The sequence below is a fragment of the Microbacterium sp. 2MCAF23 genome, assembly GCF_052115565.1.
Lineage (GTDB): Bacteria > Actinomycetota > Actinomycetes > Actinomycetales > Microbacteriaceae > Microbacterium.
The window spans coordinates 122,618-138,000 of sequence record NZ_JBFRGY010000010.1 but is presented as its reverse complement, the minus strand read 5'-3'; the positions used below and the strand labels follow the sequence as shown (position 1 = coordinate 138,000).

Here is a 15,383-nt window from a genome sequence, read left to right as displayed (position 1 = left end):
GTTCCGGGGCACGGTGCGCGATTGGTATACCATTCTACGCCCGTGGCGGGGCCACGCAGAACGCCTCCGCGCCGCCGGCAACGAGCACGGCGGCGCGGACGGATGCGCGACTGCTCAGTCGGCCGTGTACACCTCACGCCCGGCGAACCAGGTCGAGAGCACGCGCGCGTCGATGATGGCGTCGGCGGGGCCCGCGATCGCGTCACGGTCCAGCACAACGAAATCGGCGGACTTGCCGACCTCCAGGGATCCGGTCTCGGATCCGAGGCCCATCGCGACGGCGGCGTTGCGGGTGAAGACCTGCAGGGCCTCCTCGGCGGTGATCGCCTGTTCCGGCCAGAGCGTTCCTGGCGCGCGGCGCAGGGGATCCGCCCGGGTCACCAGTCCCTGGATGCCCTCGAGCGGGTTCGGCGACTCGCTCACCGGCCAGTCGGATCCGCCGGCGACGAGAGCCCCGGCGTCGATGAGAGCTCGGTTCGGCTGCGAGTGCTCGGCACGCTCGCCGAGCACCTCGGTGAGCATCTGCGGGATGACACCGGGGAACCAGATGAAGGGCGAGATGTCCGCCACGACGTCGAGCGCGGCGAGTCGCGGGATGTCGGAGTCGGCGAGGAACTGCCCGTGCGCGATCTGGATCGGCGTCGCGAAACCCTCGGCGCGCAGCTGCTCCGCGACATCGAGCACGAGGCGGGCGGATCCGTCGCCGGTGCAGTGCACCTTGGCGCCGAGGCCGCGCTCTGCGACCTGCCGCAGCCAGCCGTACAGTTCGTCGAACGTCATCGTGGTCTCACCGTGGAAGTGCGCCCCGTGCGCCGCGTCGGGGACGTACGGCTCCAGGAACGAGGCGGTGCGTGCCGGCGGCACTCCGTCGAGGAAGATCTTCACGAAGTCGGGTCGGTGGTGCCCGGTGCGGAACTCCTCGCCGCGCGCGATGAGGGCGGATCCGATCGGATCGAATCCGAAGATCTCGTCGTTGACGAGCAGGGAGGACACGACCCAGGCATTCAGCTCTCCATCCGTGTCGAGGGCCTGGAGCGCGCCGAGGATGTCGATGGAGACGCCGGCATCCTGGAACGCGGTGATGCCGTAACTGTTCGCGAGGTGCACGCCGTGCGCCGACGCCGCGCGGTGCTGTGCGGCGTTCAGGCCGCCGGATCGGTCGTACGCCTCCTGCACGGGGATCCCTGCGGCTTCGAGCAGCACGCCCGTCGGGGTGCCGTCCTCGGGGTCGAGGATCGTGACACCGCCTGCCGGGATCAACCCGGGACCGATGCCGGCGAGCTCGAGGGCGCGCGAGTTCGCCCAGCGATTGTGCCGGGAGTCCTCCGCGATGACCACCGGGCGCCCGCCTGCGGCCTCGTCCAGCCGGAGCCGGACGGCCGTGCTCTGCAGCGACGGGAGCATGGTCGAGGCGACCACGCCGCCGATGATCCATGCGTCGTCCGGCAGCGTCGCGGCCTTCTCCCGCACCCGGTCGAGGATCTCGTCCAGAGTGAGGGAGGGCGGCAGGGTGAGCTCGAAGAGCTCCGTGCGCCCGGCCAGAGCGTGGTGATTGTGCACGTCTGCGAAGCCGGGGTAGACCGCGGCCCCGCCGAGCTCGAGCACCCTGGTGCCGTCGCCGCGCAGCGCGTCGACCTCGGCGCGCGTGCCGATCGCGGCGATGCGGCCGTCGCGTACGGCGAACGCCTGGGCGTCCGGCCGAACGGGATCCACGGTGCGGATGACGTCGGCGGCGACGATGAGCTCGGCGGGGGCGGTCGTCATGTCAGGCCGTCGCCTTCTCGCCGGTGCCCTGCGCGCCGAAGTCCGCCGGCTCGAGCTCGGGCGCGTGGTGCGTCACCGAGATGAGGCGGCCCCAGGCGCCGAACGTGAAGTGCGTGGGCACCTCGCCGGTCTCGTCCAGTCCGAACAGCACGCCGTGCGAGCGGATCTTGTTGATGTCGCGGTGGTCGGCGACGGTGATCGACGCGCACGGGATGACCTTCTCGCGCCAGGCGAACATGTAGATCCCAGGCCGGATCTCCCACACGCTGTTCTCATCGGTGTCGGCGAGCCCGCGCTCCGGGCCGGCCAGGCACTGCCAGGTGTACCAGCGCTCGGAGAGGTACACGTGCTCGTACGCGTGGATCTCGCTGTACACCCACTCGACACGGCGGCCGATGAGGGCGGTCGTCGGTTGCGGCTCGACGCCGGTGGCCTCGATGCCGTCGATCGTCGCGGTGCCGAAGTGGTGCTGCACGCGCGTGCGGCCCTGCTCGGCCTGCGGCAGGATCTCGCTGATGATCGAGAGCACGCGTCCGGCGCGCAGGTCGATCACGAGGGAGACCGCCTCGTTCGGCAGGTAGCGGTGGTGGAACTGCACGTAGAACAGGTCGTCGTCGACCTCGATGGCCTCATAGGCGTCGGTGTCGGTCGCGGGCGCCGTCGGGTCGCCCTCACCCGGCGAGTAGGTCCAGGTGACCTCGTCGTCGGCGAAGCGATGCGCGATGCGGGTGCCGTTGGGGGCGGTGACGGTGATCTCGCGCCCGGACAGAGCCGTGGTGTGCGGCGCCTTGTTCGCGTCGAAGCCGGGGGCGAGGCCATCCAGCGGCAACCAGGTCGAGGTGTCGGCGGGGTTCATGGTGGTCATGATGCTCCTTGATGAGGGGTGGTGAAAGTGGATGTCAGCGGTTGCTGAACTGCTCGAGATCGGCGGCGAGGCCGTCGTAGACGGCGGGTCTGGTGCGCTTCAGGTATTGCGCGTAGACGATCCCGCCGACCACCGCCAGCACCAGCAGCAGCGGCAGGAGGTTGATCCAGAGCTCCTCGGATCCGGCCACGATGTTGAAATTGAAGATCGCGAGGATCGAGATCGCCGCGATGCCCAGGAAGCCGATCCCCGGCGCGATGAAGGTGCTCCACCAGCGAGTGTCGTGCTGCCGGCGGAAGTACACGACGATCGACAGCGCCGCCAGGCCCTGCAGGATCAGCACGCTGAGCGTGCCGAAGCCGAGCATGGCCGGGACGACCTGCACGATCGGATCCGCACCGACGACGAAGAAGACCACGGCGACGACGCCTGCGAAGCCGGCCTGCACGATGCCGGCGATCGCCGGAGACCCGCCCGCGCGGGTGCGGGCGAGCGCACGGGGCAGGATGCGGGCGCGGCCGAGCGCGTACAGGTAGCGGCTCGCGGAGTTGTGGAAGGCGAGCATCGCGGCGAACAGGCTGACCAGCAGCAGGATCATCATGACCGTCGTGAGCGGGCCGCCGAGGTAGCGCTGGGCCAGTACGAAGATGAGGTCGCCCGTGGGCAGGTGCTTCACGGCGACAGCCTGCGCGTCCGGCACGCCGATCGCGCTGACGACCGCCCAGGTGGTGACGCCGAGGATGACGCCGATCGCGATGATCGCGGTGTAGGTGGCGCGCGGGATCGTGCGCAGCGGCTGCTTGGCCTCCTCGCTGAACAGCGCCGTTGCCTCGAAGCCGAGGAATCCGGTCGCCGCGAGCAGCATGCCGATCGGGAGCGAGCCGGAGAACACCCATTCGGGGCTGAACGCGGCGAAGGAGAATCCCTTCTGCACGAACACCGACACATCGAAGACGAGCAGCATCGTCGTCTCGAGCACGAGGCAGACGCCGAGCACCTTGGAGGAGAAGTCGACGCCGATGCGGGCGAGCACGAAGCAGACGGCGATCGAGAGCAGGCCCCAGAGGATCCAGCTCATGTCGAAGCCTGTGAGCTCCTTGATGATCGACTGCATGAAGAAGCCGCTCGTGCCGATCGTGCCGACCACGAAGAAGTTGTAGCCGAGGGTGGCGATGAGGCCGGCGATCAGCCCGCCGGTGCGGCCGAGGCCCTTCACGACGAAGGCGTAGAAGCCGCCCGCGTTCACGAGCTGCTTCGACATCTGCGCATAGCCGACGGCGAACAGCAGCAGGATCGCGGCGACGAGGAAGAACGACATCGGCGCGCCGCCGCCGTTGCCCAGCGCGATCGCAAGGGAGGCGACGACGACGATGCCGGTGAGCGGCGCGACGGCGGCGAGCACCAGGAAGACGATCCCGGCGACGCCGAGGGCTCCCTGTCGCAGTGCGGTGTGGGTCTGTTGGTCTTGTTCAGTGGTCACGTCGGCTCCTTCGCTCGGTGACGGCGCGTTCTTCCGGCCAGGGTGGGCGTCGCAGCGCGGACGTGATGCTGCGTGGAAGACGGGCATTCTCGGACTCTGCCGAGTCTGCCCTTCCCGGGTGCGGCGGACTTGCTCATGAGCGAAGGACGATGGTGTCAGCGTGCACACCCGTCCCGCGCCCCCTCGATCCCGCTTCGTCGGCGGAGCAGGATGGCGGAACGGAGACGGTCGGCATGGCCGACACCGCACACGGAGGGAGCGGCGATGGAGCTGCAGCTGCAGGGCAGGACCGCCCTGGTCACCGGTGCCGCCGGAGGGATCGGGCGTGCCGTCGCACAGGCGCTCACCGCAGAGGGGGTGCGGGTCGCGCTGCTGGACCGTTCGGCCGAGGGGCTCGCGGAGACCGCCGCGACCTGCCCGGGGTCCGTCCCCGTGGTCGCCGATGTCACGGACGAGATCGCGGTCGGCGCGGCCGTCTCCGATGCCGTCGCTGCCCTCGGCGCCCTGCACACGGTGGTGTGCTGTGCGGGTATCTCCGGCTCGGTCGGATCCGGGATCGACGAGACCTCGCTCGCCGAGTGGCAGGCCGTGTTCGCGGTGAACGTGACCGGGGCTTTCCTCGTGCTCCGGGCCGCGCTGCCGGCGCTGCGCGCGGCGCCCGCGGCCTCGGTCGTGCTGGTGGCCAGTGACTCCGCGTTCGTGGCGTCGCCAGGCATGGCGCCGTACTGCGCGTCCAAGGCCGCCCTCGTGCAGTTCGGGCGCGCGCTCAGCGTCGACCTCGCGGACGATGACGTGCGGGTGACGACGGTGTCGCCGTCGGTCGTCGACACTCCGATGAGCCGGGGCGATCTCGGCGACGAGGCGTTCGCCGCCCCGGCCTTCCCCGTGCAGAGCGCCGAGGAGATCGCGGCGCACGTGGTCTATCTCGCCTCTCCGCGCGCCCGCGCCGTGAACGGATCCGGCATCCTCAGCGACTTCGGATACAGCGCCCGCTCCGGCTTCCCCGCCTGAGCCTCGACATCAATCCGGCCCCTTCTCTCTCGCATCCCCGCTTCCCCGACAGGAGACCCCATGACCACCAACGGATCGACCGGACGCGTCGTCGTCATCACGGGCGGCGGCACCGGCATCGGCGCCGCGATCGCCGCCCGCTACGCCGCGGAGGGCGCGCACGTCGTCGTCGTCGGACGACGCGAGGCGCCGCTGCGCGAGGTCGAGCGCGCGGTCGGCGCGCATCCCGTGATCGCCGACGCCGCCTCGACCGAGGACGCGAAGCGTGCGGTCGCCGAGGTGCTGGCGACGTTCGGCCGCATCGACGTGCTGGTCGCGAATGCGGGCGGGCACGGGTTCGCCCCGGTGGGGGAGACGGACGACGCCGGCTGGGAGGGCGCGATCCGCGCGAACCTCACGACGGCGTTCGTGATGGCGCGCGAGGCGCTCCCCGCGCTCATCGAGGCCAAGGGGCAGATCGTGGTGATCTCGTCGCTCGCGGGACTCTTCGCCGGCCCCTCGGTCGCGGGGTACACCGTCGGCAAGCACGCGCTGATCGGCCTCACTCGCACGCTCGCGCGCGACTACGGCAAGCACGGGGTGCGCGTGAATGCGGTCTGCCCCGGATGGGTGCAGACGCCGATGGCGGACGAGGAGATGGACGAGTTCGCGGAGCACGCCGGCCTCGCGTCGCGGGAGGAGGCGTACGCCACGGTCACCGCGGACGTGCCCCTGCACCGCCCCGCGCAGCCTGCCGAGATCGCGGCCGTCGTGCGGTTCCTGGGATCCAGCGAGTCGTCGTACATGACCGGATCGGTGCTGGTCGTCGACGGCGGCGCGCACATCGTCGACCTGCCCACGACCGCGTTCGAGCACGCCGGGATGTAGGGCGGGTGGATCCGGTCTCTGAGCCTGTCGAAGGGCCCGGATCCGCGTTCGAGGCGTTCAGTTCTTCGACGCGCGCGGATCCGAGCCGTCCGTCTTCGCGGCGGTCGGCGCTGTCGCCGTGGTCGGGGCGGTCGGCGCGGCGCTATCGGCGGCACGCGGGCCTGGATCCGTCCGGGCGAGCACCGTGCGCAGCTCCGCGATCTCGGCGCGCAGCGCATCGACGTGCGCGACCGTGGCGGCCTGGCGACTGGTGTTCTCGGCCGACACCTGCTCGACGATCCATGAGGCGAACGTCGCCGAGACGACACCGAGCAGGGCGATGCCGCTGAGCATGAGACCGACGGCGATCATGCGGCCTTCTGGTGTGACCGGTGAGAGGTCGCCATAGCCGACTGTCGTGATGGTGGTGAACGCCCACCAGATCGCGTCCGGGAACGTGGAGATCGTGCCGCCGCCGGCGCGCTCGGCGTCCAGCACCGCGAGGGAGGCGACATAAACGACGAGCAGTGTCGCGCCGGTCACGTAGATGACGATCTGCCCGCGCACGGCGCGGCCGGCCGTGCGCTGAAGCACGGCGAGCAGGGTGACCACGCGCAGTACGCGCAAGGGGCGGAGCATCGGCAGCACGACGGTCGCGAGGTTGAACAGGTGCGTGAGGAACCAGTGCCAGCGCCGCGGCGCGAGCACGAGGCTCACGATGTAGTCGATGAGGAAGGTTCCCCACGAGACCCAGAGCAGGTCTTCGAGCAGGGCGCCGAGTTCTCCCCGGGGATCCACGATCACCTGGATCGAATAGGTGACGAGGAACAGCACGGACGCGACGATGAGCGGCCACTCGGTGATCTGCCGCCAGCGCTCCAACGTCATGCGCGCATCGTACGCCCGGACGGGTCGGCACGGGATGGCCGCGCGCGCCCGGATAGGCTGGGCGCCGTGACCCGGAGGACGAGGTGGACGACGATCGTCGTCGTGGTGATCCTCGCCGCGCTCGCGACGCTCGCCGTCGGGAGGGGATGGATCCCTGCTGATCAGCCCGCGGTGGTGGCTCCGTCCACGGCGACCTCAGGACCGGCCGCCGTCGGACCGGCCGCCTCTGGATCTGCCGGCGGAAGCTCCGACGATCCCGTCCGCGCGCTGTTCGATGAGCACCGCAGCGGAGTGGAGGTGCAGGGCACCGGCGTGGTCTCGCGCGTCTTGGCGGATGACACCGAGGGCTCGCCGCATCAGAAGTTCATCCTCACCACGCCCGGGGGCGTCTCGATCCTCATCGCGCACAACATCGACATCGCCCCGCGGCTTGACGGACTGTCGAAGGGCGACCGTGTCGACTTCCTCGGCGACTACGAGTGGAGCGACAAGGGCGGCACGGTGCATTGGACGCACCATGACCCGTCGGGGCAGCACCAGAGCGGCTGGCTTCGCTGGAACGGCCGCACGTTCTCCTGAGGTCCTGCGCGCGGGGCTTCCGCGACCTGTGCAGGCCCTCGAGACTGCCGTGGTGACGCCGTCGGCGTTCGTTGCGCTGACAGGCCCCGGGGTCTCATCCGTCATGAGCCGGCAGGATGCGTCCCGAATTGACGCGGATCCGCCTACCCGCCCAGATACGCCCGGTGCAGCAGCTGCGGATCCGCGTGCAGGTCCTCGGCGGTTCCCTGGAACGACACACGCCCACCCGCCACGACCACGGCCTCGCGCGCGATGCCGAGCGCGAGCTGGGTGAACTGCTCCACGAGCAGCACGCCCACGCCGGACTCGGCGATCGACTGCACGATCGGCACCAGCCGCATGAACACGACCGGCGCAAGGCCCAGCGACATCTCGTCGATGAGCAGGATCTTCGGTTTCGCGGCGAACGCGCGGGCGAGGACCACCATCTGCTGCTCGCCGCCCGACAGCAGCGCCGTGGCGGAGTCGATCCGCTTCTCCAGCTCGGGGAAGGGCGCGAGCGCCGCCTCGAGCTCGGCCGGGGTGCGCGCGGTGAGCGACAGGTTCTCGCGCACCGTCAGCGACGGGAACACGGCTCTGCCCTGCTCGATGTGCACGATGCCCCTGCGGGCCCGCGACACGCGGGAGAGCTTGTCGATGCGCTCCCCGTCCAGCCTGAGCGCACCGGCGGAATGACCCACGACGCCGGAGATCGACTCGATCAGGCTGGTCTTGCCCGCGCCGTTGGGGCCGACCAGGGCGAGCACCTCGCCGCCGCGCACGGTCAGCGACACGTCCGAGATCACCGGGCCCGCGCCGCGGCTGACGGTGATGCCGTCCAGCACCAGTTCGCTCATGACAGCAGCTCCGTCTCTCCCATGTAGGCCTTGACCACGTCGGGGTTCGCGAGCACCTCGTCCTGCGGCCCGGTGGCGAGCACCGTGCCGAAGTTCAGCACGGTGAGCATCGGGCACACCGAGCGGACCAGATCGAGGTCGTGCTCGATGATGATGAGCGCCGTGCCGTAGCGCTCCGGCAGCTCGCGCAGCCGGGCGGCGAGCGCGAGGTGCTCGTCGTGCGAGAGTCCGGCGGCGGGCTCGTCCAGGATCAGCAGCCGCGGCTGCGAGAGCAGCGCCGCCGCGACCTCGACCAGCCTGCGAGTGCCGACGTCGACGCTCGATAGCCTCGCCCTGGCGGGCGGGCAGCCGAAGAACGCGAGCGTCTCGTCGATGTCGGCGGCGGACAGTCGGCGCCGTGCGACGAACCGCACGTAGCCGCCCACCGTGAGCAGCGGCGGCACCCGGTCCTGCTGGAAGGTGCGGCGCAGCCCGAGCCGGGCGCGGCGCGTGGGGGAGAGACCGGCGAGATCCCGTCCGCCCAGCAGCACGCGTCCGCCGTGCTTGGGCAGGAACCCGCTGATCGCGTCGACGAACGTCGACTTGCCCGCGCCGTTCGGGCCGATCAGACCCATGATCGACGCGGCGGGAACGGAGAACGACACATCATCCAGGGCCTTGAGTGCGCCGAACTGCACGGTGAGGTGCTCGACGGTGAGCACGGGCTCTCCGTTCAGCACCGCGGGGTCGAGCACGGCGGTGGTCGTGGTGCGGATCTCCTCGGCATGCTCGTCCGCGTCCGCCGGCAGCGCCGTGAGCACCGCGGCGGACACGGACGCGTTCTTGCGGTCCTGCCGCTTCCAGATCGCCGAGCGGATCGTCTGGCCGAGGTTGGATCCGCTCGTGAGGGCCTGCACGCCCAGCACGCCGAAGATCACGAAGCCCCAGTCCTGAGGGATGCCCCATCGCTTCAGCAGCTCGGGGACGAGTACCCAGAGGATGCCGCCGAACACTGCCATGTCGATGAGGTGCGCGCCCGACATGATCGCCAGCACGTACAGCGCGAGTGACTGCAGCGGAGTGAAGCTCGATGCGAACGGCAGCTGCACCTGACCGGCGAGCAGGCCGCCGGAGATGCCGCCGAGCGCGGCTGACACGGCGAAGGCGGTGAGCTTCGCGCTCTGCACGCTCTGCCCGGCTGCGGCGGTGCCGCGCTCGGAGAAGGCGACGGCCTTCCAGCTCGCGCCCCAGCGGCCGCGCTGCAGGAAGAAGACGCCGAGACCGCACACCACCAGCACGATGATCGAGAGGAAGAAGAACTGCTTGTCACTCGTGAAGCCGGCGGGGCGGTCGATCGAGATGCTGTCGGCGGATCCGGGGAACTGGATCTGCACGAGCGTCACGTCCGCCGCAGCCGCGAAGCCGAGCGTGACGACGGCCAGGTTCACGCCGCGGAGGCGCAGGGCGGGCAGGCCCACGAGCATGCCGACCAGGCCTGCCGCGATGCCGCCGGCGATGAGCCAGACGATGAAGCCTCCCGGCACGTGCCAGAGGTTGAACAGTGCCACGATCCACGCACCGACCGCGGCGAAGGTGAGCTGGCACAGCGCGATCATGCCGGCGGAGCCGGTCACGATCCCGAGCCCGAGGATCGCGATCGCGGCGGTCACGGCGCTGATCGCGAGGAAGACGAAGTACCCGGAGAGCACGTTCGACAGGACCAAGCCGACGAGCACGCAGACCACGGCGACGGCGAACGGCCAGGTGTTGCGGAACAGGGGGTTCCCGGTCAGGCCCCGGCTCGGGGCGAGCGGGCGGTCAGCGTGCGGCATCCCACACCTCCTTGCGCTGCGTCCAGAGCAGCAGGATCACGATGAACAGGAACGGCAGGAAGTTGCGCACGAGTGCGACCTGGTTGATCTGCGCGACCAGGCCGCCGAGCACGCCGAGGACGAGACCGCCGATGACGGTGAGATCGAGGCGCTTGAACCCGCCGAGGAGCGCCGCGGCGGCGGCGGGGATGATCAGCATCGCGAGCCCCGTGGCGTCGTTGGACTGCGAGGGGGCGACGATGATGATCGCGATCGCGCCGATCACGCCGGTCACGAACCAGACCGCGATCGACAGCGGACGGGAGCGGATGCCGAGGAGCTCTGCCGTGGTGGGCCGCTCGGACAGGGCGCGCAGCTGCACGCCCACCCGGGTGCGGCTGAGCACGAGCTTGACCAGCAGCGCGGTCACGATCGCCATCAGCACGGTGGCGACGGTGACCTGGCTGACCACGACGCCGCCGATCGAGAAGGCGGGGCCGGCGATGATCGGGTCGAACGGCTGGGGCTTGTTGCCGAACAGGATGAACGACAGCGATATCAGCAGAAGCAGCGGCCCGACGGTCATCGCCGAGCGCGTCGTGGTGGAGGCCTCGGACAGCCAGGTGGCGGCGATCCAGCCGATCGCGACCGCCAGGACTCCGGCGACGAGGACGCCGAGAACCGAACCGAGCCAGATGGGCAGGCCGGCCTGGCGCACCAGCCAGACAGCGGTGAACGCGCCGAACATGCCAGTGGCGGCCTGCGCGAAGTTCACCACCCGCACCAGCCGCGACATCAGGGTGAGGCACACGCCCAGCACCGCGTAGAGGCCGCCGGCGGCGAGGCCGGCGATAGCGCCCTGCAACATGGCGTCGTCCTTTCTGTGTTCCGGTCGCTGAGCTCGTCGAAGCGCCCGGAAAGGGGTAGGCGGATCCGGTCTGCTCGGGCCCTTCGACAGGCTCAGGGACCGAGCAGACCGGATCCTCGGATCACTTGGTCAGGCGCAGCCAGTCGTCCGAGACCTTCTCCCACTTGTGGGTGCCGCTCTTCAGCACGATCGGCCAGCCGGCCGTGTTGTCGACGCCGAAGGTGTACGGCGTGCCGATCATCTTGTCGTCGATCGGCTTCATGCTCTTCAGCGCGGCGCTGACGCTCTCCCGGGTGACGTCGCCCTTGATCGTCTTCAGAACCTCGATGAAGTGCGTGGCGGCGAGGTAGCCGCCCTGGCTGAACGAGGTGAGCGGGATCTTGTTCTTCGTCATCAGGTCGCGCCAGCCCTTGTTGATGGCGTTGTCGTCGGTGAACGGGTAGAACTCGGCGGGCACGTAGACCCCGGCGCCGGCGTTGTCCACCGCCTGGGCGAAGTTGTCGCTGTAGACGCTGGTCAGGTACAGGAACGTGACGTCGTTCCAGCCCTGCGCGTTGGCGGCCTTGATCTGGCCGATCGCGTCCGGCTCGATCGGGTTCACGGCGAGCGCCTTGCAGCCGGCCTGACGGGCCTTCACGATGTACGGCGTGTAGTCGCTCGCGCCGTACGGCAGGGTGTCGTCGACGTACGAGGGCTTCTTGCCGGTCGCCTTGGTCCACTTGTCGATCGCCGCCTGGTAGGTCGGACGGGTGGAGCCGGCGATCTCGAGCAGGACGCAGATGTTGTCGAGGTGCAGCACTTCGGAGCCGTAGGTGAGGGTGAGCGTGAGGTCGTTGTACGGGCCGACGTTGGCGGGCGAGATGCTCTTGCTGTCGAAGCAGCCCGTGTCGACGCCGATGCCGGGGATCGAGAGGATCCCCTCCTGCTCGTAGTACTTCTTGTTCAGGTCGCACTCGATCAGGCTTGCGGAGCCGACCATCGCGACCGCGTTGTCGCTGCCGACGATCTCGCGGGCGTTGGCGGTCGCCGTGGCAGGGTCGCCCTTGTCGTCGAGGGCCTTGTAGTCGATCTTCTGGCCGTTCAAGCCGCCCGCGGCGTTGAACTGGTCGAACACGGCCTTCGCGGCCTGGGACGCCTCGGGGAAGGTCGCAGGACCCGAGATCGTGTTGACGGACCCGACCACGATCGGATCCTTGGATCCGCCTGATCCGCCTGATCCGCCGGATCCGGAGCAGCCGGCCAGAGCCAGCACACCCGCGGTCAGCAGCGCTGCCGCGGCGGTGATGCGCTTGTTCATGTGATTCCTGTCTTTCGGGTTGCGGGGCGGACCCCCGCGCTGTGGTGCAGGTCTGTGCGAGGTGTTCGTCAGTCGCGGGTGGCGCGGGAGACCATCTCGGTGTCGGTGAACTGCTCGAAGGCCACGACTTCGCCGCCTTCGAGCCGCCACACGTGAGCGACGCGGGCGGCGAAGAAGCGTCCGGTGCTCTTGTTCGTGCCGGAGTAGGTGCCGATCCCGATCACGGTGTCGCCGCCGTCGATGACCTCGTCCACCGCGAGCGTGTAGTCATCCCAGTCGTCCTGGAGACGGGTGAACACGTTCTCCACGATCGCGTCCGCGCCGACGTAGGTGCCGGCGTAGGGGAAGCCGGCAGCCTCGGTCCAGCGCACATCGGCGGCGAGCGGGGCGAGCATGCCGTCGAGGTCGCCGCGATCGCTCGCCTCGTAGTGCGCGCGGATGATGTCGGCGTTGCTCATCGTGTGTGCCCTTTCGCGGTGTCGGATTCTGGAATGGAGGCCCCCGGGGCTCTGGAAGGGAGTCGTGAGCCTCGGGGGCCGGTCTGTCAGACGGGCTGGGCGTCGGGGTAGACGACCGCCCCGAGCGGGTAGATGTGGCCGCCGGCGCGGGAGTGCTCCGAGGCGCCCTCGCCGTTCAGGCCGAGGAAGATGCCGGTCGTCCTGAGCTGGTAGCCGAGGTCGTGCAGCCAGACGCTCGCGACCGCGATCCGGAACTCCCGGAAGCAGAACAGGTACAGGCCGTCCGCGAACTTCCACACGGTGGAGAGGTCGGTGTCGCCGTGCCCGCGCTGCACGCCCTCGAGGCACTGCCAGGCGTAGCGCTGGCTGGACAGGTACACGTGCTCGTACAGGTGGTGCGGACTGTACCGGTAGACGTTGCGCTTGCCGATCAGGTCGCGGCTCGGACCGGGTGCCTCGCCGCTCGGCTCGCCGCCGTCGGTCGTCGCGGCCCAGAACTCCTGGCCGACCTGCGGGGTGCCCTCGATCGCCTCCGCGGCGATCCGGGAGCGGATCACGGTCGCCCGGTGTGTGGTGGTGGAGTAGACGACGGTGAGCGCCTCGCGTTCGCGGGAGGCGAGAGGCACGTTCACGAAGACGACATCGTCACGTACGGCGACAGCGTCGTAGGGGTCGGCGCCGGAGGAGCCGAGGCCGGACCAGTCGACGGTCCCTGAGCCTGTCGAAGGGCCGAACGAGAGCGCCAGTGTCTGGCCGTCGTCCAGCGTGAGGGTCAGCGCCGTCCCGGCGAGGTCGGTGTTCGGCAGGCGGTAGGTGTCGATGCCGGCGGCGAACTCGTCGTAGGTCCGCCACTCGTCGCGCGCCGGATCGGCGGCGGATGCGGTCACATCGTCGGTCACAGTGGGACTCCTTCGACCCAGCCCCGCCGGACTGCGGGGTGAGGCAATGCTCCGCCGTACTCGATCCAGCGCTCAACAACCCGACGCGGATCGCGCACCGAGAGTCAACCGGCGTGCCCCCAGGAGCAAGACGCCGGTCGGGAAGATTGCTTGCTAAAAACAAGTAACGGGATCAGACTGCAACCATGACAGTGAGCGAGCGGAAGCTGATCCTGAGTTACTACGTGTCCGTCGACGGCAAGAGCGTCGGCGCGGAGAACGGGATGCGCGGCGTCATGGAGTCGATCGACGACGACGTGCAGGAGAACGAGTATGTCCGGCAACTCTGGGAGGCGGGGGCCTTCCTGATGGGCCGGGCCTCGTACGACGCGATGAAGGGTTTCTGGCCGGTGGTGGAGCATCCGTCCGCTGCGCCGATGAACGCGATCCCGAAGGTGGTGTTCTCACGCACGCCGGTCTCGGTGGAGGAATGGGGCGAGGCGAGCATCGCCGCAGGAGATCTCGCCGGAGAGATCGCGCGGCTGAAGTCCGAACCCGGCAAGGACCTCTTCGCGATCGCAGGCGACACCTTCCAGCGCGCCCTGATCGCCGCCGACCTCGTCGACGAGTACCGCCTCTGGGTTCTGCCGGCGGCGGCCGGCACGGGCACGGCCCTGTTCCCGGAGCAGAGCGCGCCGCTGCGGCTGCGACTCGTGCAGAGCACGCCGTATCCCAGCGGGATCGTCGAGCTGCGTTACGCGCGCCAGCCGTAGAACGCGACCTCCTCGAGGGGGCGTCGGAGGCGGTGACCGCGAGATCAGTGCGTGGAGCGGTACTCGCTGGGGGAGACGCCGTAGGCGGTCTTGAACGCGCGGCTGAAATGCGCAGCGTCGACGAAGCCCCAGCGGGCGGCGATCGCGGCGACGGGACGATCGGCGAGGATCGGATCCAGCAGATCTCTGCGGCACTGCTCGAGTCGGCGGGTGCGGATCCACGTCGACACGGTGGTGCCCTGCTCCTGGAACAGGCCGTGCAGGTGCCGCGTGGAGATGAAGTGCGCGGCTGCGATCGACGTGGGACCGAGCTCGGTGGATGCGAGGTTGCGGTCGATGTGCCCGCGGATGCGCTGGATGAGGGCGCGGTGCGGGTCGCCGGCCGCCTCGTCGAGTCCCAGCTCGCGGGTGAACACGGTGGAGACGAGGTCGAGGGCGCTGTGCGCGAGGCGCGCTCCCGTGGCGCCGGCGAGCTGGTCGAGGTTCGTGGCGAGCTGACGCAGGTACGGCACGACCATGCCGCCCAGGCCTTCCTGGCCCGAGATGCGCACGGCGGTGAGCTGCCCGACCATCTCCGGCGGCAGGCTCAGCAGGTGCTTCGGGAACATGACGACCATGGTGCGGAAGTCCTCGTCGAACACGAGCGAGTACGGCCGGTCGGTGTCGTAGACGGCGAGGTCGCCGGGGGCCAGGACAGCCTCGCGGTCGTCCTGGATGAGCAGGCCGGTGCCGGCCAGCATCAGGCTCACCTTGAAGTAGGAACGGTCGCCGCGGGCGATGAGCTCGGGCGTGCGCTCGACGACATGGCTCGTGGCGCGCACGTCGGTGACGTGCACCTCATCGACCGAGGCGCCCCGGATCATGCCGCGGAACGGGTCGGCTCCGGTGCCGCTCACCTGGAGCGGCACGAACGAGTCGGAGACCGCGGAGCGGAACTCGCTGATGTTGCGCGCGACGAGCGTCGAGACGGACTCTGCGGGAGCGACGGGGACTGCTGCCACGGCTGATCACCTCGGGAAGATGAAGGGTGGATCGACGACTTTGTATACG

15 protein-coding genes are annotated in these 15,383 nt (G+C 69.7%); 4 read left to right on the top strand and 11 right to left on the bottom strand.

The annotated features are described in order from the left end of the window. Positions 1 to 114: 114 nt before the first annotated feature. Genes AB4078_RS11835 through AB4078_RS11825 form a run of 3 tightly spaced genes read right to left on the bottom strand, consistent with a single transcriptional unit; the run spans position 115 to position 4,109 of the window. Entirely contained in the window at positions 115 to 1,764 is a 1,650-nt protein-coding gene (locus tag AB4078_RS11835) for an amidohydrolase (protein WP_441977302.1), read from the bottom strand. A 1-nt stretch (position 1,765) separates the two neighbouring features. Next, positions 1,766 to 2,629 (bottom strand): molybdenum cofactor biosynthesis F family protein, encoded by an 864-nt coding sequence (locus AB4078_RS11830; RefSeq protein WP_441977301.1) that lies wholly within the window; start codon positions 2,627 to 2,629, stop codon positions 1,766 to 1,768. 34 nt (positions 2,630 to 2,663) lie between these two features. After that, complete coding sequence (locus tag AB4078_RS11825; protein WP_440733427.1) at positions 2,664 to 4,109, bottom strand: APC family permease; 1,446 nt, start codon at positions 4,107 to 4,109, stop codon at positions 2,664 to 2,666. Between the two features lie 264 nt (positions 4,110 to 4,373). Here AB4078_RS11825 and AB4078_RS11820 point away from each other — a divergent pair, with 264 nt between their 5' ends. Beyond that, positions 4,374 to 5,120 (top strand): SDR family NAD(P)-dependent oxidoreductase, encoded by a 747-nt coding sequence (locus AB4078_RS11820; RefSeq protein WP_441977300.1) that lies wholly within the window; start codon positions 4,374 to 4,376, stop codon positions 5,118 to 5,120. A gap of 60 nt (positions 5,121 to 5,180) precedes the next feature. Next, complete coding sequence (locus AB4078_RS11815; protein WP_233312560.1) at positions 5,181 to 5,987, top strand: SDR family NAD(P)-dependent oxidoreductase; 807 nt, start codon at positions 5,181 to 5,183, stop codon at positions 5,985 to 5,987. Positions 5,988 to 6,044: 57 nt separating this feature from the next. Here AB4078_RS11815 and AB4078_RS11810 read toward each other — a convergent pair whose 3' ends face one another. Next, positions 6,045 to 6,854, bottom strand: coding sequence for a potassium channel family protein (locus AB4078_RS11810; protein WP_441977299.1), 810 nt, complete (start codon positions 6,852 to 6,854; stop codon positions 6,045 to 6,047). Between the two features lie 66 nt (positions 6,855 to 6,920). Between AB4078_RS11810 and AB4078_RS11805 the strand changes: the two genes are divergently transcribed. Next, positions 6,921 to 7,433: a DUF3465 domain-containing protein gene (locus tag AB4078_RS11805; protein WP_440733424.1), complete on the top strand. Its 513-nt coding sequence runs from the start codon at positions 6,921 to 6,923 to the stop codon at positions 7,431 to 7,433. Between the two features lie 143 nt (positions 7,434 to 7,576). On the opposite strand, the gene AB4078_RS11800 is transcribed toward AB4078_RS11805, so the two are convergent. From AB4078_RS11800 to AB4078_RS11775, 6 genes are all read right to left on the bottom strand, one after another. Then, positions 7,577 to 8,269, bottom strand: a complete 693-nt coding sequence (locus AB4078_RS11800; protein WP_441977298.1) for an ABC transporter ATP-binding protein — start codon at positions 8,267 to 8,269, stop codon at positions 7,577 to 7,579. Then, a complete protein-coding gene (locus tag AB4078_RS11795) occupies positions 8,266 to 10,080 on the bottom strand; it encodes a branched-chain amino acid ABC transporter ATP-binding protein/permease (RefSeq protein WP_441977297.1) in 1,815 nt (604 codons plus the stop codon). Before AB4078_RS11795 ends, AB4078_RS11800 begins: the two co-directional genes overlap by 4 nt. Next, the gene (locus AB4078_RS11790) at positions 10,067 to 10,927 is read right to left on the bottom strand and encodes an ABC transporter permease subunit (RefSeq protein ID WP_441977296.1); all 861 of its coding nucleotides are present in this window, start codon (positions 10,925 to 10,927) and stop codon (positions 10,067 to 10,069) included. Before AB4078_RS11790 ends, AB4078_RS11795 begins: the two co-directional genes overlap by 14 nt. A 121-nt stretch (positions 10,928 to 11,048) precedes the next feature. Beyond that, positions 11,049 to 12,224 (bottom strand): ABC transporter substrate-binding protein, encoded by a 1,176-nt coding sequence (locus AB4078_RS11785; protein ID WP_441977295.1) that lies wholly within the window; start codon positions 12,222 to 12,224, stop codon positions 11,049 to 11,051. 68 nt (positions 12,225 to 12,292) lie between these two features. Beyond that, positions 12,293 to 12,682 carry a nuclear transport factor 2 family protein gene (locus AB4078_RS11780; RefSeq protein WP_441977294.1) on the bottom strand — a complete coding sequence of 130 codons (390 nt, stop codon included), beginning with the start codon at positions 12,680 to 12,682 and terminating at the stop codon, positions 12,293 to 12,295. 86 nt (positions 12,683 to 12,768) lie between these two features. Continuing rightward, on the bottom strand, positions 12,769 to 13,581 hold the full coding sequence (locus tag AB4078_RS11775) for a MoaF C-terminal domain-containing protein (RefSeq protein ID WP_441977293.1): 813 nt from the start codon (positions 13,579 to 13,581) through the stop codon (positions 12,769 to 12,771). Positions 13,582 to 13,766: 185 nt separating this feature from the next. Between AB4078_RS11775 and AB4078_RS11770 the strand changes: the two genes are divergently transcribed. Then, entirely contained in the window at positions 13,767 to 14,333 is a 567-nt protein-coding gene (locus AB4078_RS11770) for a dihydrofolate reductase family protein (protein WP_441977292.1), read from the top strand. A 44-nt stretch (positions 14,334 to 14,377) separates the two neighbouring features. Here the strand turns inward: AB4078_RS11770 and AB4078_RS11765 are convergent, their stop codons facing one another. Next, positions 14,378 to 15,334 carry a helix-turn-helix domain-containing protein gene (locus AB4078_RS11765; RefSeq protein ID WP_440733416.1) on the bottom strand — a complete coding sequence of 319 codons (957 nt, stop codon included), beginning with the start codon at positions 15,332 to 15,334 and terminating at the stop codon, positions 14,378 to 14,380. Positions 15,335 to 15,383: the final 49 nt, after the last annotated feature.

Excerpts from the sequence above, each read along its gene's own strand:
- AB4078_RS11835 (WP_441977302.1), bottom strand. The coding sequence starts at position 1,764 with ATGACGACCGCCCCCGCCGAGCTCATCGTCGCCGCCGACGTCATCCGC.
- AB4078_RS11830 (WP_441977301.1), bottom strand. The coding sequence starts at position 2,629 with ATGACCACCATGAACCCCGCCGACACCTCGACCTGGTTGCCGCTGGAT.
- AB4078_RS11820 (WP_441977300.1), top strand. The coding sequence starts at position 4,374 with ATGGAGCTGCAGCTGCAGGGCAGGACCGCCCTGGTCACCGGTGCCGCC.
- AB4078_RS11815 (WP_233312560.1), top strand. The coding sequence starts at position 5,181 with ATGACCACCAACGGATCGACCGGACGCGTCGTCGTCATCACGGGCGGC.
- AB4078_RS11810 (WP_441977299.1), bottom strand. The coding sequence starts at position 6,854 with ATGACGTTGGAGCGCTGGCGGCAGATCACCGAGTGGCCGCTCATCGTC.
- AB4078_RS11800 (WP_441977298.1), bottom strand. The coding sequence starts at position 8,269 with ATGAGCGAACTGGTGCTGGACGGCATCACCGTCAGCCGCGGCGCGGGC.
- AB4078_RS11795 (WP_441977297.1), bottom strand. The coding sequence starts at position 10,080 with ATGCCGCACGCTGACCGCCCGCTCGCCCCGAGCCGGGGCCTGACCGGG.
- AB4078_RS11790 (WP_441977296.1), bottom strand. The coding sequence starts at position 10,927 with ATGTTGCAGGGCGCTATCGCCGGCCTCGCCGCCGGCGGCCTCTACGCG.
- AB4078_RS11785 (WP_441977295.1), bottom strand. The coding sequence starts at position 12,224 with ATGAACAAGCGCATCACCGCCGCGGCAGCGCTGCTGACCGCGGGTGTG.
- AB4078_RS11780 (WP_441977294.1), bottom strand. The coding sequence starts at position 12,682 with ATGAGCAACGCCGACATCATCCGCGCGCACTACGAGGCGAGCGATCGC.
- AB4078_RS11770 (WP_441977292.1), top strand. The coding sequence starts at position 13,767 with ATGACAGTGAGCGAGCGGAAGCTGATCCTGAGTTACTACGTGTCCGTC.